The sequence below is a fragment of the Bradyrhizobium sp. USDA 4451 genome, assembly GCF_054822585.1.
The window spans coordinates 1,782,638-1,803,636 of sequence record NZ_JBTRCH010000001.1 but is presented as its reverse complement, the minus strand read 5'-3'; the positions used below and the strand labels follow the sequence as shown (position 1 = coordinate 1,803,636).

At 65.1% G+C, this 20,999-nt stretch carries 23 protein-coding genes; 11 read left to right on the top strand and 12 right to left on the bottom strand.

The features are described from left to right. Window positions 1-2 precede the first annotated feature (2 nt). Window positions 3-563: a DUF2244 domain-containing protein gene (locus ACVMB0_RS08310; protein WP_461345896.1), complete on the top strand. Its 561-nt coding sequence runs from the start codon at window positions 3-5 to the stop codon at window positions 561-563. Here ACVMB0_RS08310 and ACVMB0_RS08305 read toward each other — a convergent pair. Then, window positions 545-676, bottom strand: coding sequence for a hypothetical protein (locus ACVMB0_RS08305; protein ID WP_456756605.1), 132 nt, complete (start codon window positions 674-676; stop codon window positions 545-547). The two genes, ACVMB0_RS08310 and ACVMB0_RS08305, sit on opposite strands and share 19 nt — an antisense overlap. Between ACVMB0_RS08305 and ACVMB0_RS08300 the strand changes: the two genes are divergently transcribed. Continuing rightward, complete coding sequence (locus ACVMB0_RS08300) at window positions 675-1,571, top strand: methylated-DNA--[protein]-cysteine S-methyltransferase (RefSeq protein ID WP_456756366.1); 897 nt, start codon at window positions 675-677, stop codon at window positions 1,569-1,571. The two genes, ACVMB0_RS08305 and ACVMB0_RS08300, sit on opposite strands and share 2 nt — an antisense overlap. A 133-nt stretch (window positions 1,572-1,704) precedes the next feature. Here ACVMB0_RS08300 and ACVMB0_RS08295 read toward each other — a convergent pair whose 3' ends face one another. From ACVMB0_RS08295 to dnaK, 8 genes are all read right to left on the bottom strand, one after another. Further along, window positions 1,705-2,328: a 2,3-bisphosphoglycerate-dependent phosphoglycerate mutase gene (locus tag ACVMB0_RS08295; protein ID WP_456751313.1), complete on the bottom strand. Its 624-nt coding sequence runs from the start codon at window positions 2,326-2,328 to the stop codon at window positions 1,705-1,707. Between the two features lie 47 nt (window positions 2,329-2,375). Continuing rightward, entirely contained in the window at window positions 2,376-3,188 is an 813-nt protein-coding gene (gene dapB / locus ACVMB0_RS08290) for a 4-hydroxy-tetrahydrodipicolinate reductase (protein ID WP_461345895.1), read from the bottom strand. Window positions 3,189-3,253: 65 nt separating this feature from the next. Beyond that, window positions 3,254-3,556, bottom strand: coding sequence for a DUF1330 domain-containing protein (locus ACVMB0_RS08285; RefSeq protein WP_456751315.1), 303 nt, complete (start codon window positions 3,554-3,556; stop codon window positions 3,254-3,256). Between the two features lie 23 nt (window positions 3,557-3,579). Next, the gene (pyrF, locus tag ACVMB0_RS08280) at window positions 3,580-4,290 is read right to left on the bottom strand and encodes an orotidine-5'-phosphate decarboxylase (protein WP_461345894.1); all 711 of its coding nucleotides are present in this window, start codon (window positions 4,288-4,290) and stop codon (window positions 3,580-3,582) included. A 6-nt stretch (window positions 4,291-4,296) separates the two neighbouring features. Continuing rightward, window positions 4,297-4,875, bottom strand: coding sequence for an NADPH-dependent FMN reductase (locus tag ACVMB0_RS08275; RefSeq protein ID WP_456751317.1), 579 nt, complete (start codon window positions 4,873-4,875; stop codon window positions 4,297-4,299). Between the two features lie 130 nt (window positions 4,876-5,005). After that, window positions 5,006-5,608, bottom strand: a complete 603-nt coding sequence (locus tag ACVMB0_RS08270) for a class I SAM-dependent methyltransferase (protein WP_021078192.1) — start codon at window positions 5,606-5,608, stop codon at window positions 5,006-5,008. Between the two features lie 99 nt (window positions 5,609-5,707). Further along, the gene (gene dnaJ / locus ACVMB0_RS08265) at window positions 5,708-6,835 is read right to left on the bottom strand and encodes a molecular chaperone DnaJ (protein WP_456751318.1); all 1,128 of its coding nucleotides are present in this window, start codon (window positions 6,833-6,835) and stop codon (window positions 5,708-5,710) included. A 176-nt stretch (window positions 6,836-7,011) separates the two neighbouring features. Then, a complete protein-coding gene (dnaK, locus tag ACVMB0_RS08260; RefSeq protein WP_456751319.1) occupies window positions 7,012-8,913 on the bottom strand; it encodes a molecular chaperone DnaK in 1,902 nt (633 codons plus the stop codon). Between the two features lie 577 nt (window positions 8,914-9,490). On the opposite strand from dnaK, the gene ACVMB0_RS08255 reads away from it, so the two are divergent. Both ACVMB0_RS08255 and pncA read left to right on the top strand, forming a co-directional pair. Continuing rightward, window positions 9,491-10,426, top strand: a complete 936-nt coding sequence (locus ACVMB0_RS08255; RefSeq protein ID WP_456751320.1) for a hypothetical protein — start codon at window positions 9,491-9,493, stop codon at window positions 10,424-10,426. Window positions 10,427-10,516: 90 nt separating this feature from the next. Further along, window positions 10,517-11,227: a bifunctional nicotinamidase/pyrazinamidase gene (pncA, locus tag ACVMB0_RS08250; RefSeq protein ID WP_456751321.1), complete on the top strand. Its 711-nt coding sequence runs from the start codon at window positions 10,517-10,519 to the stop codon at window positions 11,225-11,227. Between the two features lie 19 nt (window positions 11,228-11,246). On the opposite strand, the gene grpE is transcribed toward pncA, so the two are convergent. Continuing rightward, window positions 11,247-11,852: a nucleotide exchange factor GrpE gene (gene grpE / locus ACVMB0_RS08245; RefSeq protein WP_461345893.1), complete on the bottom strand. Its 606-nt coding sequence runs from the start codon at window positions 11,850-11,852 to the stop codon at window positions 11,247-11,249. A gap of 164 nt (window positions 11,853-12,016) precedes the next feature. Beyond that, window positions 12,017-13,105 carry a heat-inducible transcriptional repressor HrcA gene (hrcA, locus tag ACVMB0_RS08240; protein WP_461345892.1) on the bottom strand — a complete coding sequence of 363 codons (1,089 nt, stop codon included), beginning with the start codon at window positions 13,103-13,105 and terminating at the stop codon, window positions 12,017-12,019. Between the two features lie 182 nt (window positions 13,106-13,287). Here hrcA and rph point away from each other — a divergent pair, with 182 nt between their 5' ends. From rph to hemW, 3 genes are read left to right on the top strand one after another with little or no spacing between them, the layout of a single operon-like run. Next, on the top strand, window positions 13,288-14,001 hold the full coding sequence (gene rph, locus ACVMB0_RS08235) for a ribonuclease PH (RefSeq protein WP_456751323.1): 714 nt from the start codon (window positions 13,288-13,290) through the stop codon (window positions 13,999-14,001). 11 nt (window positions 14,002-14,012) lie between these two features. Further along, window positions 14,013-14,648 (top strand): RdgB/HAM1 family non-canonical purine NTP pyrophosphatase, encoded by a 636-nt coding sequence (gene rdgB / locus ACVMB0_RS08230; protein ID WP_456751324.1) that lies wholly within the window; start codon window positions 14,013-14,015, stop codon window positions 14,646-14,648. Continuing rightward, window positions 14,635-15,792, top strand: a complete 1,158-nt coding sequence (gene hemW / locus ACVMB0_RS08225) for a radical SAM family heme chaperone HemW (protein ID WP_461345891.1) — start codon at window positions 14,635-14,637, stop codon at window positions 15,790-15,792. Before rdgB ends, hemW begins: the two co-directional genes overlap by 14 nt. 72 nt (window positions 15,793-15,864) lie before the next feature. Here hemW and ACVMB0_RS08220 read toward each other — a convergent pair whose 3' ends face one another. Continuing rightward, window positions 15,865-17,070, bottom strand: a complete 1,206-nt coding sequence (locus ACVMB0_RS08220; RefSeq protein WP_461345890.1) for a penicillin-binding protein activator — start codon at window positions 17,068-17,070, stop codon at window positions 15,865-15,867. 218 nt (window positions 17,071-17,288) lie between these two features. On the opposite strand from ACVMB0_RS08220, the gene rsmI reads away from it, so the two are divergent. From rsmI to ACVMB0_RS08200, 4 genes are all read left to right on the top strand, one after another. After that, the gene (gene rsmI, locus ACVMB0_RS08215; protein WP_456751327.1) at window positions 17,289-18,242 is read left to right on the top strand and encodes a 16S rRNA (cytidine(1402)-2'-O)-methyltransferase; all 954 of its coding nucleotides are present in this window, start codon (window positions 17,289-17,291) and stop codon (window positions 18,240-18,242) included. Further along, window positions 18,229-18,654, top strand: coding sequence for a YraN family protein (locus tag ACVMB0_RS08210; protein WP_461345889.1), 426 nt, complete (start codon window positions 18,229-18,231; stop codon window positions 18,652-18,654). The genes rsmI and ACVMB0_RS08210 overlap by 14 nt, the downstream gene beginning before the upstream one ends. A 32-nt stretch (window positions 18,655-18,686) precedes the next feature. Continuing rightward, complete coding sequence (gshB, locus tag ACVMB0_RS08205; RefSeq protein WP_461345888.1) at window positions 18,687-19,634, top strand: glutathione synthase; 948 nt, start codon at window positions 18,687-18,689, stop codon at window positions 19,632-19,634. A 292-nt stretch (window positions 19,635-19,926) separates the two neighbouring features. Further along, complete coding sequence (locus ACVMB0_RS08200) at window positions 19,927-20,898, top strand: MBL fold metallo-hydrolase (RefSeq protein ID WP_461345887.1); 972 nt, start codon at window positions 19,927-19,929, stop codon at window positions 20,896-20,898. Window positions 20,899-20,999: the final 101 nt, after the last annotated feature.

Sequence of the window (20,999 nt, the reverse complement as noted above, 5' to 3'; positions counted from 1 at the left end):
TCATGACCGCAGGCAACGACTTTGATCCGGGCGACGACCGCGGGACCAATGACCTCGAGGCGGATGCGCCTGAGGCGGAGCCAAAGCTGTTCTCGGCGCTGCTGACGCCGCACCGCTCGCTGAACCGCACCGGCTTCATCGTGCTGATGTCGCTCGTCACCGTGATCAGCTTCATCGCAGGCGCGGTGTTCTGGTGGCTGGGCGCCTGGCCGATCTTCGGCTTCTTCGGCCTCGACGTGCTGGTGATCTACTGGGCATTCAAGGTCAATTTTCGTACCGCCAAGGCGAGCGAGGAGATCACCGTGACGCCGTCGGAACTGAGGATCCGCCGGGTCAGCCACCGCGGCCATGTCGCGGAATGGGTGCTCAATCCGCTCTGGGTCCGGTTCGAGCAGATCGCGCATGAGGAGTTCGGCATCGAGCGGCTTTACCTGGTGTCCCGGGGCCGCCGGGTCAGCGTCGGCAGTTTCTTGAGCCCAGACGAAAAGGCGAGCTTTTCCAAAGCCTTGACTGCCGCATTGAATACCGCGAAACGCGGGCCCACCTACAATCCAATTGCTTGATCGAGCTCATTTTTGAGCATGATCTTGCCGGAAAACCGGTCCCACTCTTCCGGATCGTGCTTGTCAGAAATCGGGTGGTTTGGACGCGCCATGGCTCCTAAATCAGACACCATGATGACACTCGCGATACATGACCAGCGCCTGGCCAAGCCGGGCTTTCAGAGCGCCGCCCTGCGCGACTACGACTCGGTGCGGCGCGCCATCGCGTTCATCTCGGAGCATTGGCGCACGCAGCCGACCATCGAAGCGATGGCCGATGCCGCCGCCGTCACGCCGGATGAACTGCACCATCTGTTCCGCCGCTGGGCCGGGCTGACGCCGAAGGCTTTCATGCAGGCGCTGACGCTCGATCACGCCAAGAACCTGTTGCGCGATTCCGCCAGCGTGCTCGACGCGGCACTCGACTCCGGTCTCTCGGGCCCGGGGCGGCTGCACGATCTGTTCGTCACCCACGAGGCGATGTCGCCGGGCGAATGGAAGACCGGCGGCGGCGGCATGACCCTGCGCTACGGCTTCCACCCGTCGCCGTTCGGCACCGCGATCGTGATCGCAACCGATCGCGGACTCGCGGGACTGGCCTTCGCCGATTCCGGCGGCGAGCAGACCGCGTTCGCCGACATGAAGCGGCGCTGGCCGAACGCGACTTATGTCGAGGACACCGACGGCACCACCGCATTGGCCCAGCGCGTGTTCGACACGAAGCTGTGGCGGGCGGACCAGCCGCTGCGCGTCGTGCTGATCGGCACCGACTTCGAGGTGCGGGTCTGGGAGACGCTGCTCAAGATCCCGATGGGCCGCGCGGTGAGCTATTCCGACATTGCTTGCAAGATCAGCAATCCAAAGGCCTCGCGCGCCGTCGGCGCCGCGGTCGGCCGCAACCCGGTGTCGTTCGTGGTGCCCTGCCATCGCGCACTCGGCAAGAGCGGTGCGCTGACTGGCTATCACTGGGGCGTCACCCGCAAGCAGGCGATGCTCGGCTGGGAAGCCGGCCAGGTCGGATTGCATTAATGCGGACCCGCTCTTTCACCGTCACCCTGAAGAGCGCGCTCTTGCGCGCGTCTCGAAGGGTCGACGGCCACGAGCGGGGCCGATTCATCCGTCGAGACGCGCTTCGCGCTCCTCATGACGGATCACACGATGCCTACCCCGCCAGATCGACCTTCGATGCAACGGTCGAATCGGCGTTGAGCCGATAGACCACCGGCGCGCCGGTCGCGAGCTCGCGCTTGAGGATCTGCTCCGGGGTCAGCTTCTCCAGCACCATGATCAGCGCGCGCAGCGAATTGCCATGGGCGGCGATCAGGGTGCGCTGGCCGCGCAGCACACCGGGCAGGATCTCCTGGACGTAATAGGGCAGCGTGCGCGCCAGCGTGTCCTTCAGGCTTTCGCCGCCGGGCGGCGGCACGTCATAGGAACGGCGCCAGATCAGGACCTGATCCTCGCCCCACTTCTTGCGGGCGTCGTCTTTGTTGAGGCCGGAGAGATCGCCGTAATCGCGTTCGTTGAGCGCGAGATTCTTCGTCGTCGGCAGTCCGGTCTGGCCGATCTGCTCCAGCATCAGCTTCAGCGTGTGCTGCGCGCGGGTGAGATCGGAGGTGAAGGCGACATCGAACGACAGACCCTGCGCCTTCAGCTTGCGGCCGGCGTCGTTGGCCTCGGCGATGCCCTGCTCGGTGAGATCGGGGTCCTTCCATCCGGTGAACAGGTTCTTCAGATTCCATTCACTCTGGCCGTGACGAACGAGCACAAGAAGACGATCACTCATTTCAGATTCCGTTTTCGCTTGGCTGGATTTGATCTCGTCGAGCGGTCTCAGTCGCTCAGGCCGAGGACATCGGACATCGAATACATGCCGGGCTTCTTGCCATGCGCCCACAGCGCCGCCTTCAGCGCACCCTGCGCGAACAGCGCGCGATCCTCGGCATGGTGCGATAGCGTGATGCGCTCCGAGGGCCCGGCAAAGATCACGCTGTGATCGCCGGCCGCGGTGCCGCCGCGCAACGAGGCAAAGCCGATATCGCCCGCACGCCGCGCGCCGGTCAGGCCATCGCGGCCGCGCGCCGAATGCTGATCGAGCGCGATCTTGCGGCCGGCGGCGGCGGCTTCGCCGAGCATCAGGGCCGTACCCGACGGCGCGTCGATCTTGGATTTGTGATGCAGTTCGAGAATTTCGATGTCAAAGCTCTGGTCGAGCGACTGTGCAACGCGCTTGACCAGCGCGGCGAGCAGATTGACGCCGAGGCTCATATTGCCCGACTTCACCACGATGGCGCGATCGGTGACGCTGCGGATCACGGCATCGTCGGACGACGACAGGCCGGTGGTACCGATGACATGGACAAGGCCGCGCTCGGCCGCGATCGCGACATTGGCGATGGTCGCGGCCGGCACGGTGAAATCCAGGATGCCGTCGGCGGCCGCCGACATCGACCACAGGTCGGCCGACAGCTTGACGTCGTTGGCGGGCAGGCCGGCGAGCATCCCGGCATCCTTGCCGAGCAGCTCCGAGCCCGGCGCTTCCAGGGCTCCGACCAGCACCGCCCCCGGGGTTTCGGAAATCACCCGCGTCAGCGTACGGCCCATTCGACCGCCAGCTCCCGCAACAATCAAACGCATGTCAGCCATGGCTCACCTCTCCACGCGATATAGCGAGCCAGGGCTGTTCCGGCAACCGAACCGGCTGGCCCCGATCAGGGCTGCGGGCCGTCATAGCCCTCGATGATGATGAGGTCGGCAACCGAATGCGGCTGCCGCACCTTGATGTTGGCCTGGTATTCCGGCGAATTGTAGCAGGCCATCGCGGTCGCATAGTCGGGGAATTCGATCACGACGTTGCGCGAGCGGCTCTGGCCCTCGACGCAATTGAGCTGGCCGCCGCGCACCACGTAGCGGCCGCCGAACTTCTTGAAGATCGCAAGGTTGGCGATCGCGTAGGGCTTGTAGCCCTCGTCATTGTGAACGTCGACACGTCCGATCCAGTATCCCTTGGCCATCTCTTTTCTCCCTTGTTGTTGGTTCAGGCGAGCGCCTGGGCGATCTCGGCGTGGATGGCTTCGGCGGCAGCCTTCGGATCGGCGGCTTCCATCACCGGACGGCCGACCACCAGATAGTCGGCGCCGGCGGCAATGGCGCGGGCCGGCGTCATGATGCGCTTCTGGTCGCCGGTCGCCGAGCCCGCCGGGCGGATGCCCGGGGTCACCAGGTTCATCTGCGCGCCGACGATCTTGCGCAGCGCGGCGGCTTCCTCAGGCGAGCTGACGAGGCCGTCGACGCCGAGTGCCTGGGCCTGCCTGGCGCGCGCCTCGACCAGCTCGGAGACACTGAGGCGATAGCCTGCGGCATGAAGGTCTGCGTCGTCGTAGGAGGTCAGCACCGTCACCGCGAGGATTTTCAGGCTGGAGCCGGCACGGGCCTCGACCGCGGCCTTCATGGTCTGCGGATAGGCATGCACGGTGAGGAAGGTTGCGCCGAGACCGGCGACGCTTTCGACGCCGCGCGCGACCGTGTTGCCGATGTCGTGCATCTTCAGGTCAAGGAAGACCTTCTTGCCGCTGCCGGTAAGCTGCTTTGCGAGCGTAAGGCCGCCGGCGTAACCGAGCTGATAGCCGATCTTGTAGAAGGTGACGCTGTCGCCGAGCCTGTCGATCATCGTCTCGGCCGCAGCGACCGACGGCAAATCGAGCGCCGCAATCAACCGGTCTCTGGGTGCGATCTTGGCTGGCTGCATGTCACCTCACATCATGCGTTGAGAATGGTCGATCAGCTGCCGCACCAGCGCGCGCATCGCGTCGATATCGCCCTGGTGCTTCAGACGATCCATATCGTCATAGGCCTGCTCGGCGAATGACAGCGCGAGCTGGTTCGGGATCACGGTGGCGTGGCACGCCGACAGGATCAGGCGCAGCGCCGCCAATGCGCGCGTGCCGCCGAGCCGGTTGCCGGATGCGGCTGCGATCGCGAAGGCCCGGCCGTGGAACACCTGGCCGCGGGCTTCCTGCGGATCCTGCACGCGGCTGACCCAGTCGATGGTGTTCTTCACCAGCGCCGGCACCGAGGAATTATATTCGGGCGTCACGATCAGCACGCCATGATGGGCGCCGATCATCCGCTTCAGATTGACGGCATGCTGCGGCACGCCCGATTTGACCTGCAGGTCGCCGTCATAGATCGGCAACGGAAAATCGCCGAGCGAGATGCGACTGACGTCGGCGCCCAGCTGCGCCAATTCATGCGCCAGCACAGCCGCCAGCTTCGCATTGAGCGAGCCTGATCGCAGCGATCCCGGGATCACGAGGATTTTCAGCGCGGACATTTCGAAATCGCAGGTGGAAGGTGCACCCGGCGCGACGGCGCCGGCGAGCATTTTCCTTGAAAATGCTCTTAGCTAAGATTCTACGCGTATTCCATGCGCAAAACCGGTACCCACTTTTGCGGACTACGCGTCAGCCCTTGCGATACACCCAGACCCGCGCGGGCGGAAGGTTCATCCAGATCCGCTCGGAGGCCTCCGTGGATACGCCCGGCAGTGACTTCGGAATCGGGGGCGCCACCGAATAGGTGAACTGGACGAAGGGCGCGCCGGGCGCGAGCGCGAGGAAGGCGTCACGGATCAGCTTCAGGCGGGTCAGCATCGGCTTGGTGACCAGCGGCAGGCCGGAGACCACGGCAGAGGCCGGAGACTTCATCACGTCCCACAGCGTATCGCGCAGCCTGTAGGCGTCACCCTGGACCACCTTGGCCTGCGGATAGCGTTCGCGCAGCAGCGCGCAGAAGCCGGGATTGTATTCGACCAGCACGAGTCGCTTCTGGTCAACGCCGTGCTCGATCAGCGCGTTGGTGATCGCACCGGTGCCGGGTCCAAGCTCGACAACCGGCCCTTCCGCATCAGCATCGACATATTGCGCCATGGTGCGCGCAAGCAGCCGGCCGGACGGCATCACCGCGCCCATGTGCAGCGGCTTCTCGATCCATGAACGGAGAAAACGAACCTCGTCGTCGAGACGGAGGGGCTTCTTCGACGCACGCACGGACGATTGCAAAGGCATGTCGCTACCAGGCGGGGACCGCACAATCGAGCGGTTGTCAGAAAACAGTCATAAACACGTATAGATCGAAGCCGTTACGGTCAAGCAGAACGACTGCGGCTAGGCGGAGCGGCTTCCGAAGAAGTCCTTGACCTTAGAGAAGAAACCCGCAGCCTCCGGCTGGGTTGCGCCGGACGACAGTTTTTCGAACTCCATCAGCAATTCCTGCTGCTTCTTGGTCAGATTCTGCGGGGTTTCGACCACGACCTGGACATACATGTCACCGGTCTGGCGCGAGCGCAGCACCGGCATGCCTTTTGATGCAATGCGGAATCGTCGGCTCGACTGGGTGCCAGCCGGCACCTTCACCTTGGTCTTGCCCTTGTCGATGGTCGGCACCTCGAATTCGCCGCCGAGCGCTGCGGTCACCATCGAGATCGGCACGCGGCAGTGCAGGTCGGCGCCATCACGTTGGAAGAACTGGTGCGTGGTCAGCGACAGGAAGATGTAGAGGTCGCCGGGCGGTCCGCCGCGGACGCCGGCTTCGCCTTCGCCGGCGAGACGGATGCGGGTGCCGTCTTCGACTCCCGGTGGAATGTTGACCGACAGCGTGCGCTCGCGCGTCACCCGGCCGGAGCCGGCGCAGGACGCGCAGGCGTCCTCGATCATCTGGCCGCGGCCCTGACAGCCGGGGCAGGTCCGCTCCAGCGTGAAGAAGCCCTGGGCCTGCCGGATCCGGCCGGCGCCGCCGCAATGCGAGCAGGTCTTCGGCTTGGTGCCGGCCTTGGCGCCGGTGCCCGAGCAGGATTCGCAGGTGACCGAGACCGGGATCTCGATCTGCGCGGTCTTGCCCTGGAAGGCCTCCTCGAGCGTGATCTCCATGTTGTAGCGCAGATCGGCGCCGCGTTCGCGGCCGCCGCTGCGGCGCTGCCCGGCCATGCCGAACAGATCCTCGAAGATGTCGGAGAAGGATGAAGCGAAGCCGGCGCCGAAGCCGGGGCCGCCGCCACCCATGCCCTGTTCGAAGGCGGCGTGGCCGAAGCGGTCATAGGCGGCGCGCTTGTCGCCGTCCTTCAGCACCTCGTAGGCTTCGTTGATTTCCTTGAACCGGACCTCGCTGGTGGCGTCGCCAGGATTCCTGTCCGGATGCCACTTCATTGCGAGCTTGCGGAAAGCCGATTTCAGCTTGGTCTCGTCCGCGTTCCGATCGACCTCGAGAGTCTCGTAGTAGCAGCGCTTGGTCGACATCCTTCAATTCCGTCCGAAGTTCGTGGCCATCGCCCAGGACCAGGTCTGCAAGAACTGCGCCTGCAAGGATTGCGGCTGTCTCGAAGATGCAGCGATCGCCTTAAAGAAAAATGACCCCCACTCCTCCGAGACGCCTGGCGTGCTCATTGGTGTGAGGGTCATGATCGCAAATCCGCTTAGGCAGACTTCTTGCTGTTCTTGTCGTCGTCGACCTCGGTGAACTCCGCGTCGACAACGTCATCCTTGGCAGCGTCCTTGGCCGCATCGGCCTCGGCCTGCTGCTTGTACATGGCTTCGCCGAGCTTCATCGAAGCCTGCGCCAAGGTGTTGGTCTTGGCCTTGATCGCCTCGGCGTCATCGCCCTTCAGCGCTTCCTTGAGATCGCTGACGGCGTCCTCGATCGCCCGACGATCGGTGTCCGGGATCTTCGAGCCGTGTTCGGCCAGAGCCTTCTCGGTCGAATGAACCAGGCCGTCGGCATGGTTCTTGGCGTCGACGGCTTCGCGGCGCTTCTTGTCCTCGGCCGCGTTGGCCTCGGCGTCCTTGACCATCTTGTCGATGTCGGCTTCGGACAGACCGCCGGATGCCTGGATCCGGATCTGCTGTTCCTTGCCGGTCGCCTTGTCCTTGGCCGAGACGTTGACGATGCCGTTGGCGTCGATGTCGAAGGTCACCTCGATCTGCGGCATGCCGCGCGGAGCCGGCGGAATGCCCATCAGGTCGAACTGGCCGAGCATCTTGTTGTCGGCCGCCATCTCGCGCTCGCCCTGGAAGACCCGGATGGTGACGGCGCCCTGATTGTCTTCGGCGGTCGAGAACACCTGGCTCTTCTTGGTCGGGATCGTGGTGTTGCGGTCGATGATGCGGGTGAACACGCCGCCCAGCGTCTCGATGCCCAGCGACAGCGGGGTCACGTCGAGCAGCAGCACGTCCTTGACGTCGCCCTGCAGCACGCCTGCCTGGATCGCAGCACCGATCGCGACGACTTCGTCGGGATTGACGCCCTTGTGCGGCTCCTTGCCGAAGAACTGCTTCACGACTTCCTGGATCTTCGGCATGCGGGTCATGCCGCCGACCAGCACCACTTCGCCGATCTCACCGGCGGTCAGGCCGGCATCCTTCAGCGCCTTGCGGCACGGCTCGATGGTTTTCTCGACGAGGTCGGCCACCAGCGCCTCGAACTTGGCGCGGGTCAGCTTCATCGTCAGATGCTTCGGACCGGTCTGGTCCGCCGTGATGAACGGCAGGTTGATTTCGGTCTGCGTGGTCGACGACAGCTCGATCTTGGCCTTCTCCGCAGCTTCCTTCAGGCGCTGCAAAGCGAGCTTGTCGTTGCGCAGGTTGATGCCCTGCTCCTTCTGGAACTCGTCGGCGAGATAGCCGACCAGGCGCATGTCGAAATCTTCACCGCCGAGGAAGGTGTCGCCGTTGGTCGACTTCACCTCGAACACGCCGTCGCCGATCTCGAGGATCGAGACGTCGAAGGTGCCGCCGCCGAGGTCGTACACGGCGATCGTGCCGGACTTCGACTTGTCGAGACCGTAGGCGAGCGCGGCTGCGGTCGGCTCGTTGATGATGCGCAGCACTTCGAGGCCGGCGATCTTGCCGGCGTCCTTGGTGGCCTGACGCTGCGCGTCGTTGAAATAAGCGGGAACCGTGATGACGGCCTGATCGACCTTCTGGCCGAGATGCGCCTCAGCGGTCTCCTTCATCTTCTGCAGGATGAAGGCCGAGACCTGCGAGGGCGAATAGGTCTTGCCATCGGCTTCGACCCAGGCGTCGCCGTTCGATGCCTTGACGATCTTGTAGGGGACGAGCTTCTTGTCCTTCTCGACCATCGGGTCGTCGTAGCGGCGGCCGATCAGGCGCTTCACCGCGAAGAACGTACGCTCGGGATTGGTCACCGCCTGGCGCTTCGCCGGCTGGCCGACGAGGCGCTCGCCATCGTCAGTGAAAGCAACGATCGACGGCGTCGTTCGCATGCCCTCGGCATTCTCGATCACCTTGGCGTTCTTGCCATCCATTACGGCGACGCACGAATTCGTGGTGCCGAGGTCGATCCCAATGACCTTACCCATGGTTTTGATATCCTCTTTGCTACGGCAGGTTGGTTGGGCCCTGACGGCGCTCCGTACCGAACCCCCAGACGTTCACATACTCGCGATATTGCGACGGTGAGCCTGATATAGGAGAGAGGGTCCTGCCCGCAAGGACTGGACGCAACGTTGAAGCCTGAAAAGACTGACGTTTGAAAGATTGTGTCAGCCCGGCTGCGGCGGCGGTTCAAGGCCCGAGGCAACCGCCGGCCAAGTTAACAAATCGGCAATGATGCCCCCGCCATCGGCCGCGAATCTCCGTAACGCGACGTCTGCGCTGTTGAGTGAACGCTCACAAACGTCGTATGCGAGAGCCGCGCACGGGTCGAGGGCGCGCCGTTTGGCCGCTGGCCTCCATTCTTGGAAACGTCGGGAAACTGGAAAGTGCCTGCCGATCAGGGCGAAAAGCCCATGGAATCGGGCCTGCGGGCCCGGAGCGGAGATTTGGTGGCCTGTTGCAGGGTCATCAAAACCGCTAAAAGCGGTCCGACTGAAAGAGGCCATCCAGCCCTGCACCGGCCCCGTTGCGCGGCCCTCAAGCAAAACCGGTAGATTCCCCATGACGCCTTTTCGAGTTCTCGTTGCGGTTGCCTTGCTGATTGCCGCCACCTGTCGTGGCTCTGCCGCCGACGTGGTGTTTCCGCCGGGCGCACATGTCGGGATGAAACCACTGGTGGGCCTCGTCCGCGCCAAGTCGTTCATCGGCTTCGAGACCGAAGACCAGGGCGTCAAGGTCCTGATCGCCGACCTGCCCGCGGACGCCTACAACGAGGTCGTGACCGCTTTCAAGACCAACCCCGCCGGCACCGGAAACATCAAGCCCGAAAGCCTCGAGACGCCGGCCGGCCTCGCCTATTACACCGTGGAGAGCGCGCGCGACGGCGCCAGCAATGTGCGGCGCTATTCCATGATCCTGCCGGGGCCGACCTTCTCCGGCTATGTCGCGGTGCAGGTGCCGGAGAATGCGAGCAAGATCTACACCGACGACGCGGTGCGGCAGATGTTCGCCACCGCCCAGATCCGCAATGAGGTGCCGGTCGACGAGCAGCTCGGCATGATGCCGTTCAAGGTCAGCGAACTCTCAGGTTTCAAGAATGTCCGCATGTTGGCGCCGGGCGCGGCGCTATTGATCGCCGACGGCGACGAGAAGGGTCTCGAGACCAAGCCGTTCATGCTGCTCGGCATCATCGGCTCGGCCCCGGCCACGCCAGACGATCGCGGCCGTTTCGCCCAGCAGATCGCCACCACGATCCCCGGCGTGCGCGACGGGCGGATCACCATGTCCGAGCCGATCCGGATCGACGGCCAGCCCGGCTTCGAGACCCGGATCGACGCCGTCAGCGGCAAGGACAACACCCCGGTGACCATCGTGCAGTGGCTGCGGTTCGGCGCGCAAACGTCGATGCGCGTCATCGGCAGCTCGCCGCGCACCGACTGGGAGACCGCCTTCCCGCGCTTCCGCGCGGTGCGCGACGGCATCCAGCCGCGCGGCTGATCCGGTCTTCGCGAAGATTCGGACTTCCGCAGGTCGCCGAACGGAACTAGCCTCCTCGCGCTGTAATCACACAAAGCGAGGAGGGGCACGATGTTGGATCGACGACGGATCGTTGCAGGCCTTGGCGCGATGGCGCTCGCGAGCCTGGTTCCCAAGAGCCTCTGGGCGGCTGCGATCAAGCCCGACGACGGCTCTGCACTGCTCGTGATCGACGTCCAGAACTGCTTCCTGCCCGGCGGCAGCCTCGCGGTGAAGGACGGCGAGCAGGTGGTGCCGGTCATCAACAGGATCGCCAAGAGCTTTGCCAATGTGGTGATGACGCAGGACTGGCACACGCCCGGACACGTCTCGTTTGCCTCGGTCCATGAAGGCAAGAAACCGTTCGAGGTCATCGACCTCGCCTATGGCAAGCAGGTGCTGTGGCCCGACCACTGCGTGCAGGGCACCGACGGCGCCTCGCTGTCGAAGGAGCTCGCGATCCCGCAGGCCGAGCTGATCATCCGCAAGGGCTTTCACAAGGACGTCGACAGCTACTCCGCCTTCACCGAGGCTGACGGCAAGACCACAACGGGGCTCGCCGCCTATCTGAAGGCACGCAACGTCGAGCGGCTCTTCGTGGCCGGGCTTGCCACCGATTTCTGCGTGGCATGGACCGCGCTCGATGCGCGCAAGGCCGGCTTCGAAACCTACGTGGTGGAGGACGCCTGCCGCGGCATCGACACGCAGGGATCGCTGGCCAAGGCCTGGGACGACATGGCCAAGGCCGGCGTCAAGCGCATCCAGTCGTCGGATATCGCGTAAGGCGCAGAAGTCCTTCGGCTCAGACCGTGATGTCGGCGCTCGGGGCGGGCTTGGCACCGCCCTTGGAGACGCCGACCAGTGCCGGACGCAGGATGCGCTCGCCGATCATGTAGCCGGCCTGCACGACCTGCACCACGGTGCCCGACGGCACCGACGCATCAGGCACCTCGAACATCGCCTGCTGGAAGTTCGGATCGAACTTCTCGCCGATCGGATCGAACTTCTTCACGCCGTTCTTTTCCAGCGCGTTGAGCAGCGAACGCTCGGTCAGCTCGACGCCTTCGAGCAGTGCCTTCAGGCCGGGATCGGCGGTTTCCTTGGTCTCGGCCGGCACCGCATCGAGCGCGCGCTGCAGATTGTCGGCGATATCGAGCACATCGCGGGCAAAGCCAGTGATGCCATAGGTCTTGGCGTCGGCCACCTCGCGGCGCGTGCGCTGCCGGAGATTCTCCATCTCGGCCAGCGTGCGCAGCGTGCGATCCTTCGCCTCGGCGAGTTCTTTGGTCAGCGCCTCCGCCGACCCGACCTCGGGATCGTCCGGCATGATGTAGGGCTTCGAGACCACGGGCTCACCCGTCGGCGCCGAATTCTCGGTGTTGTCGTTGGCCCGGTTCGGATCGGTCATGGCGTGCCTTCTCGAAAACTCGCGTCGGTTCAAATCTTGGGGATTGCTGCCCGGGATATCGTGCTTTAGGCGGCGAAAATCAAGCGCAACATACCGGTTTCGGGAACAGGGACCTCCGACCTCGGCGAAGACAACCCGTCAAATGAAAACGAAATCCGCATCCATCAGCCGCCCAGCATCTTGCTGACGATGCGCGCGGCATAATCGACGGTCGGGATCACCCGCGCATAGTTCAGCCGCGTCGGCCCGATCACGCCGAGCACGCCGACGATCCGGCCCTGGGCGTCGCCATAGGGCGCGATGATGGTCGAGGAACCTGACAGCGAGAATAGCTTGTTCTCCGAGCCGATGAAGATCCGCACGCCCTCGCCGCGCTCGGCGCGGCCGAGCAGATCGATCACGCCGCGCTTGGTCTCGAGATCGTCGAACAGCGACTTGATGCGCTCGAGATCGTCCAGCGCATGCAGATCCTCGAGCAGATTGGCATGACCGCGCACGATCAGCTGGCGGTCCTCGCTCTCGCCGCCGGACCAGCTCGCGATGCCGGCGGCGACGACCTTTTGCGTGAGCTGATCGAGCTCGGCGCGGTTCTGCGTCAATGCGGTCTCGAGCTCGAGCCGCGCCTCAGCCAGCGTGCGGCCGCGGATCCGCGCATTGAGGAAATTGGTCGCCTCCGTCAGTGCCGAGGATGGAACACCCGGCGGCAGCGCCAGCACCCGGTTTTCGACCTGGCCGTCTTCGCCGACCAGCACGACCAGCGCCTTCTCCGGTTCCAGCCGGACGAATTCGATGTGCTTCAGCCGCGCATTCGACTTCGGCGTCAGCACCACCGCCGCGGCGCGGGTCAGCCCTGACAGCCGCGTCAACGCTTCGCCGAGCGCGGCCTCGACGGACTGCGCCCGGCCGACCGCGGCGAGCTGGGTCTGGATCGATTGACGCTCGGCCTCGGTGAGGTCGCCGACCTGCATCAGGGCGTCGACGAAGAAGCGCAGGCCGAGTTCGGTCGGCAACCGGCCCGCCGAGGTGTGCGGCGCATAGATCAGGCCGAGCTGCTCGAGATCCGACATCACATTGCGGACCGAGGCCGGCGACAGCGGTAATGCGATCAGGCGCGAGATGTTGCGCGAGCCGACCGGCTCGCCGGTCGCGAGGTAGCTTTCGACGATTTGACGAAAAATGTCGCGCGAACGCTCGTTGAGCTGGGCAAGCCCGGCATGCGGCGCGATCAGGCCGATTGGATCGTGGTGAGTCACACTCCAGTCCCTCACAATTACTGCCTAATTTGTCGATCCCAAAGGCCGGTGACAAGCGCGCATTCGACCTCTTGATACCGGGGCGATACTGGGTCGAAAACCCTTGCCAAAACCCTTGCCGCTGCCCCTTCCCCCTCCTACAAGCACGCCCAGCCAATTTTCTCGGATTTCTGGAGGACTTCATGCGGCCAAGCCGCCGTGCGCCCGATGAACTGCGTCCCGTGTCGCTGGAACGCGGCGTCGTCAAATATGCCGAGGGTTCCTGCATGGTGAAGTTCGGCGACACCCATGTGCTGGTGACCGCCACGCTGGAAGAGCGCTTGCCGCCGTGGCTGAAGGGCCAAGGCCGTGGCTGGGTCACCGCCGAATACGGCATGCTGCCGCGCGCCACCCTGGAACGCACCCGCCGCGAGGCCTCCGCCGGCAAGCAGGGCGGCCGCACCGTCGAGATCCAGCGGCTGATCGGCCGCTCGCTGCGCGCCGCCATCGATCTCGAGGCGCTGGGCGAGCGCCAGATCACGGTCGATTGCGACGTCATCCAGGCCGATGGCGGCACCCGCACCGCCTCGATCACCGGTGCCTGGGTGGCACTGGCCGACTGCATCAACTGGATGAAGACCCGCAACATGCTGAAGAGCAACGTGTTGCGCGACAATGTGGCGGCGATCTCCTGCGGCATTTACCAGGGTACGCCGGTGCTCGATCTCGACTATGCCGAGGATTCCGAGGCCGAAACCGACGCCAATTTCGTCATGACCGGCGACGGTCGCATCATCGAGGTGCAGGGCACCGCGGAGAAGACGCCGTTCACCCAGGACGAATTCCTGGCCCTGATGGCGCTGGCGCGCAAAGGTGTCGCGCGTCTGGTCGACTTGCAAAAGATCGCGGTGGCGTAGTCAGATTGGCCATGCATCGCCGAATCACCGGAAGGCTCGTGATCGCCACCCATAATCCCGGCAAGCTTGCCGAGATGCGGGAATTGCTGGCCCCGCATGGCGTGGAGGCGGTGTCGGCCGGCGAGCTCGGCCTCGCCGAGCCCGAGGAGACCGGCGACAGTTTTCGCGCCAATGCCGCGATCAAGTCGATCGCGGCGGCCAAGGCGACCGGACTGCCGGCCTTCGCCGACGATTCCGGCCTCGTGGTCGATGCGCTCGATGGCGCGCCCGGGATCTACTCGGCGCGCTGGGCTGGCGAGGGCAAGGACTTCATGGCGGCGATGACGCGGATCGAGCGGCTGTTGCAGGAGCGCGGCGCCACCGCGCCCGCGCGCCGAAGAGCGCATTTCGTCTCCGCACTGTGCGTGGCCTGGCCGGACAATCACCTCGAAGAGGTCGAGGCCCGCGTCGATGGAACCCTGGTTTGGCCGCCGCGCGGCACCGCCGGCTTCGGCTATGATCCGGCATTCCTGCCGGACGGCTACACGCGAACCTTTGGCGAGATGACCAGCATCGAGAAGCACGGCCTGCCGCCGCTCGGGCTCGGCCTGTCGCACCGCGCCCGCGCCTTCGTGAAGCTCGCGGAGATCTGCCTTGAGCCACGCTGACCGAGCAGCCTTCGGCGTCTACGTGCACTGGCCGTTCTGCCTGTCGAAATGCCCGTATTGCGATTTCAACAGCCACGTGCGCCATGCACCGGTCGACGAGGCGCGCTTCGTGCGCGCCTTCGCCCGCGAGATCGAGACCACGGCCGCGCGGGTGCCCGGGCGCGAGGTCAGCTCGATCTTCCTCGGCGGCGGCACACCGTCGCTGATGCAGCCGCAGACCGTCGGCGCCGTGCTCGATGCGATCGGCAAGCATTGGCAGGTCTCGCGCGACGTCGAGGTCACGCTGGAGGCCAATCCGACCAGCGTCGAGGCGACGCGCTTTCGCGGCTATCGCTCAGCCGGCGTCAACCGCGTCTCGCTCGGCGTGCAGGCGCTGGATGATGCATCGCTCAAAGCATTGGGCCGCCTGCACAGCGCGCGCGAGGCGCTCGACGCGGTTGCGATCGCACGCTCCGCGTTCGACCGTTACTCGTTCGATCTGATCTATGCCCGCCCCGACCAGACGCCGCGGATGTGGGCGGACGAGTTGAAGCAGGCGATCTCGGAAGCGGCCGAGCATCTGTCGCTGTATCAGCTCACCATCGAGGAAGGCACGCCGTTCTTCGGGCTGCATGCCGCCGGCAAATTGCAGACCCCGGATGAAGCGACCGCGCGCGCGCTCTACGACGTGACGCAGGAGGTCTGCGCCCGCGAGGGATTGCCGGCCTATGAAATCTCCAACCACGCCCGCACCGGGGCGGAGTGCAAGCACAACCTCGTCTACTGGCGCGGCGAGGAATATGCCGGCATCGGCCCCGGCGCGCATGGCCGGCTCGACATCGATGGCATCAGGCACGCGACCGCGACCGAGCGGCGTCCCGAGGCCTGGCTATTGAATGTCGAGGAGCGCGGGCATGGCGTCGTCAGCGACGACAGCCTCAACAGCGAAGAACGCGCCGACGAATTCCTGCTGATGGGGCTGCGGCTCGCCGAGGGCATCGATCCCAAACGCTATGCGCAACTCTCCGGCCGAAAGCTCGATCCGCACCGGATCGCCCTGCTGCGCGAGGAGGGCGCGATCGCCGTCGATGCCGACGGACGGCTGCGCGTGACGAAGGCGGGATTCCCGGTGCTCGACGCCGTTGTGGCGGATCTCGCCGCCTAAATATCGAAAACAACCCCATGCAAAGGAGCTGGCGGGCGCTTCAAGGCGATTTCAGGCCAGTGCCCGACCGATCTAGGCGCCAAAGCTCTTCGGCGAGCCTGCGACCGGCGTGCTGCCGCCGGACGCCACCTTCATGACCGCAAGGCCCCGCTCATTGGTGCCGTCGGAGCGGAAGCGGAACAGGCCGTCGATACCGGCAAAGCCCGACGGGTTGGTCAGCGTCTCCGGCGCAAAGCGCTGCGCGCCCTGGGTGCGCGCCAGCGCCGCCATCAGCGCCACGGCGTCATAGGCCAGCGTTGCAGTGCGTACCGGCTCGCCGCCATATTTGGTGCGGTAACGGCCGGCGAAGCTGCGGAAGCCGGACGGATCGGGCGCGGCATAGAGGCCGCCTTGCAGGACGGGGCTCGCGAACACCCGCGGATTGTCCCACAGCCCGGTGCCGAGCAGCTGGATGTTGCGCAGATTGGCGCCTGCCGCGGTCAGCGCATCGGCGGTCGCGACCACCGAATCGCCGTCATCGGCGATCAGCAGCGCATCGGCTTGGCCAAGCGCCTGCGCCACGGTCCGCGCCGGCGTTGCGCGGTCGGCACCATACTTCTCGAAGGCGACGACGCGGCCGTTCTTGCGGCCGACCGCCTGCTTGAATGCGGCCTCGACCACATTGCCATAGGCGTTGTCCGGCACCATCGCGGCGAACGAGCGTTTTCCGATTCCGGCCGAATAGTCGACGATGCGGTTGATGTCGGACTCCGGCAGGAAGCTCAGCAGATAGACGCCGCGGCCGGCCACGCTCGAATCGGTCGAGAAGGCGATCACCGAAGTGCCGCGCGGCCGGGTCAGTTGCGCGACGGCCGGCACCGAGCCCGCGAACAGCGGTCCCAGAATGATCTCGGCGCCTTCGGCCAGCGCCTGCTGGGCACCCTGCGACGCGCCCTGCGGGCTGCCGCCATCATCCTTGATCAGAAGCTGGATGTTCGGGTTCTGGAATTCCGCCAGCGCCATTTCGGCGGCATTGCGCATCGACTGCGCGGCGAGCCCGGCATTGCCGGCCGCCGACAGTGGCAGAATCAATCCAATTTTGACCTGGCCGGTGCCAACCGCCTGCGGCTGCTGCTGCGGGCCGGCAGGACCGGCGTCCGGGCTGCCGCTGGAGAATTGGCTCAAGCTCTGCTGGATACCGGAACAGGCCGTCAGCAACGGCGCGCCCACGAGCAGACCAAGCGCGGTTCGTCGGGTCGTGCCCGACGGCGAGGAGTTGCGGTGATGCGGGCCTGCCATCGTCTCTCTTCTCTTGACCGACCAGGATCGGCCAGGACTCCATCCAGCTCTGATGAGGCGGGGGGATTTGGGCATATTGTCGGCGAATAGTTAACTAAAACAAAAGGATTATGGCCGCGCGGCGCCGTTGCCGCGGCCTTCATTTCCTTCCCTGGCAACGGCCTCTCCGCCGCCGTTTGCGGATGGCGGAAGCGTCGCCGTCCCTCTAGATTGGCATTATGCGCGCAAAAGCCAGTTCCCTCCACCATTCGGATGCCACGGCAGGCGTTGCGGCCAGAAGTTTTTCGATCGGCGGCCAGCAGTTGCCCGCGCCCAGGGCCAGGCCCGGGCTCCATCTGGTCGCGACCCCGATCGGCAATCTCGCCGACATCACCCTGCGCGCGCTGGAGACGCTGGCCGGCGTCGACGTCATCGCCTGCGAGGACACCAGGATTACGCGCCGGCTGACCGAGCGTTACGCGATCACGGCGGAGCTTGCGCTCTACCACGAGCACAATGCCGCCCAGGCCCGGCCCAAGATCCTGGAACGGCTGGCGCAGGGCGCCGCGATCGCGCTGGTCTCCGACGCCGGCACGCCGCTGATCTCAGACCCCGGCTTCAAGCTGGTGCGCGAGGTCTGCGCCGCCGGCCATGCCGTCATCGCGGTGCCCGGGCCATCGTCGGTGCTGACGGCACTGTCGGTGGCGGCGCTGCCGACCGACCGGTTCTTCTTCGAGGGATTTCTGCCGACCAAGGAGCACGCGCGGCGCGCGCGGCTCACTGAGCTTGCCCGGATCGACGCGACGCTGGTGATGTTCGAGTCAGGCAATCGCGTGCAGGACACGCTACGCGACCTGGCTGCAATCATGGCCGGACGTGATGCCGCGATCTGCCGCGAGCTGACCAAGCTGCACGAGGAGGTCAAGCGCGCGCCGGTCGCAGAGCTCGCGGCAGGCGTGGATGCGCTGGAGACCCGGGGCGAGTTCGTGCTGGTGATCGGGCCGCCGGCCGACGATGCCGGGGTGATGGACGAGACTTCGCTCGACGATCTCCTGCGCGCGCAGCTCGCGCGGGGCAGCGTCAAGGACGCGGTCGCCCACGCGGTCGAGCTGTCGGGCCGGCCGCGCCGCGAGGTCTATGCCCGCGCGCTCGAGCTTGCGAAGACCATCGGGGACGGCGATGGCCAAGCCTGATAACGCCAAGACTGAGGCCAAGACTGATAGTGCCAAGACTGACAGCGCCTCGCCCGAGCGCGTCGCCGCATTCCGCACCGGCATCTCGGCCGAAAGCCGTGCCGCGGCGCTTCTGATCGCCAAGGGCTATCGCATCCTGGCGCGGCGCTTCCGCACGCCCTATGGCGAGATCGACCTGGTGGTGCGCCGGCGCAATTTGCTGGCCTTCGTCGAGGTCAAGGCCCGGGCCAGCCTCGATGAGGCCGCCTATGCGGTGACGCCGCGCCAGCAGCTGCGCATTATCAATGCCGCCCAGGCGTGGCTGATGGCGCATCCCGAACACGCCGAATTTGACCTCAGATTCGACGCCGTGCTGATTGCGCCGAAGAGCCTGCCGCGCCATCTGTTAGCGGCATTCGACGCAAGCCCATAGAACCTATCCTCAAGATCTCGCGGGACACACCTATGACATTGAAGATCGCCGTCCAGATGGATCCCATCGCGCGCATCAACATCCGCGGCGATTCGACCTTTGCGCTGCTGCTCGAGGCGCAGAAGCGCGGCCACGGCATTTCCTACTACACGCCCGATAAGTTGTCGCTGCGCGGCGAGGAGCTGGTGGCACCGGTGCAGCCGCTCACCGTGCGCGACGAGCTCGGCGATCACTTCACGCTGGGCGAGCCGAAGCGCGAGGCGCTCAACGGCTTCGACGTCGTGTTGCTGCGCCAGGACCCGCCGTTCGACCTCGCCTACATCACCTCGACGCATTTCCTCGAGCGCATTCATCCGAACACCCTGGTCGTCAACGACCCGGCCAGCGTGCGCAACGCGCCGGAAAAGCTGTTCGTGATGAACTTCCCGCAGCTGATGCCGCCGACCCTGATCTCGCGCGACCTCGACGAGATCAACTCCTTCCGCGATCAGCACGGCGCCGTGGTCATGAAACCGTTGCACGGCCATGGCGGCGCCGCCGTGTTCCGCGTGATGCCGCAGGACATGAATTTCGGCTCGCTATTCGACATGTTTTCGGTCACCTTCAAGGAACCCTGGGTGATCCAGCGCTTCCTTCCCGAGGTGAAGCATGGCGACAAGCGCATCATCCTGGTCGACGGCGAATTCGCCGGCGCCGTCAACCGCGTGCCGGCGGCGGACGATCTGCGCTCCAACATGGTGCGCGGCGGCGCGGCCAAGGCGACCGAGCTGTCGGATCGCGAGCGCGAAATCTGCGCCACTGTCGGGCCCGCGTTGCGCGAGCTTGGTCTGATGTTCGTCGGCCTCGACGTGATCGACGGCAATTTGACCGAGATCAACGTCACTTCGCCGACCGGCATCCGCGCCATTCAGCGGCTCAACGGCCCCGATGTCGCGGCGATGATCTGGGATACCATCGAGAAGAAGCGCGCCGCGAAATAATCATCCTTCTTTGTGCGCCGCACAGGCTGGCTGAAATCTAGAAGCATGATCCGGAAAAGTGCGAAGCGGTTTTCCGAAAAAGATCATGCTCAAACAATGAGCTAAAGCGCGCTGACAATCGATCCCGATCTCATCGCGCTTTAGCCAGGGCTCGGTCGCGCCTGCGTTCGCCTTATTCTACTTGCCAGCTTGCGCGGGCGCGGGCAGCATCCTCTTGCCTGCGTCAGGTCAAGCGGCGGGTCAACGCGCGGGCACAACGCGACAAATTCATAAAAATTGGGAGGAAGACGTTATGACGCTCAATGTCTCACGACGATCCTTGCTCGCGCTCGGTGCCGGTCTCGGCGCCAGCACACTGCTCGGCGGCACCGCACAGGCGCGCGCGCCGAAACTCGGCACACAGACTCCCTATTGGCACCGCTTCGAACTCGGCGACGCCGAAGTGACCGTCGTCTCCGACGGGCCCCTTCCGCTCGGCGATCCCTCCGGCACCTTCACGGGCGTGCCGAAGGAAGAAGTCAAGAAGATGCTCTCCGACAACTTCCTCTCGCCCGACAATGTCGTGCTCGAGCAGAATTCACCGATCGTCAACATGGGCGACAGGCTGATCCTGTTCGATACCGGCATGGGCACCTCGAAGGCGTTCGGTCCGACCACCGGCCGGCAGCAGAAGAGCATGCAGGAAGCCGGCATCAAGCCGGAGGACATCGACGCCGTCGTGCTGTCGCACGCGCATATCGATCATATCGGCGGCATCGTCGGCGCCGACGACAAGCCGCTATTCCCGAATGCGCAGTACTACATCGCGCAAAGCGACCTCGATTTCTGGACCGACGAAGGCAAGATGGGCAGTCCGTTAAAGGACTTTGTCGTGCACGCCCGCAAGAACCTGCTGCCGGTGCGCGACCGCATCGTGTTCTTCAAGGACGGCCAGGAATTCCTGCCCGGCGTGACCGCGCTCGCAGCCCCCGGCCATACCGTGGGCCACACCATCTTCATGGTGACCTCGGGCGGCAAATCCTTCGCTTTCCTCGGCGATCTCTCGCACCACGCGGTGCTGCTCTTGGAGCGGCCGCGGATGGAATTCTCCTACGACACCGATCCGAAGCAGGCGGCAGCGTCGCGGGTCAAGATGCTGGAGATGCTGGCCGCGAACAAGACGGCCGTCATGTCCTATCACTTCGCCTGGCCGGGCTATGGCCACGTCGCCAAGGCTGGCGAGGGCTTCCATTACTATCCCGAGCCGATGCAGATGACGCTGTGACCGGCTGATCATCCGGGGACGGCGCGCGTCGTCCCCGGATGTTCTCTTAATGTTCTTGCGCTAAGCGGCCCGCTCCGCTACCTTGGGTGGCGAGAAACAGG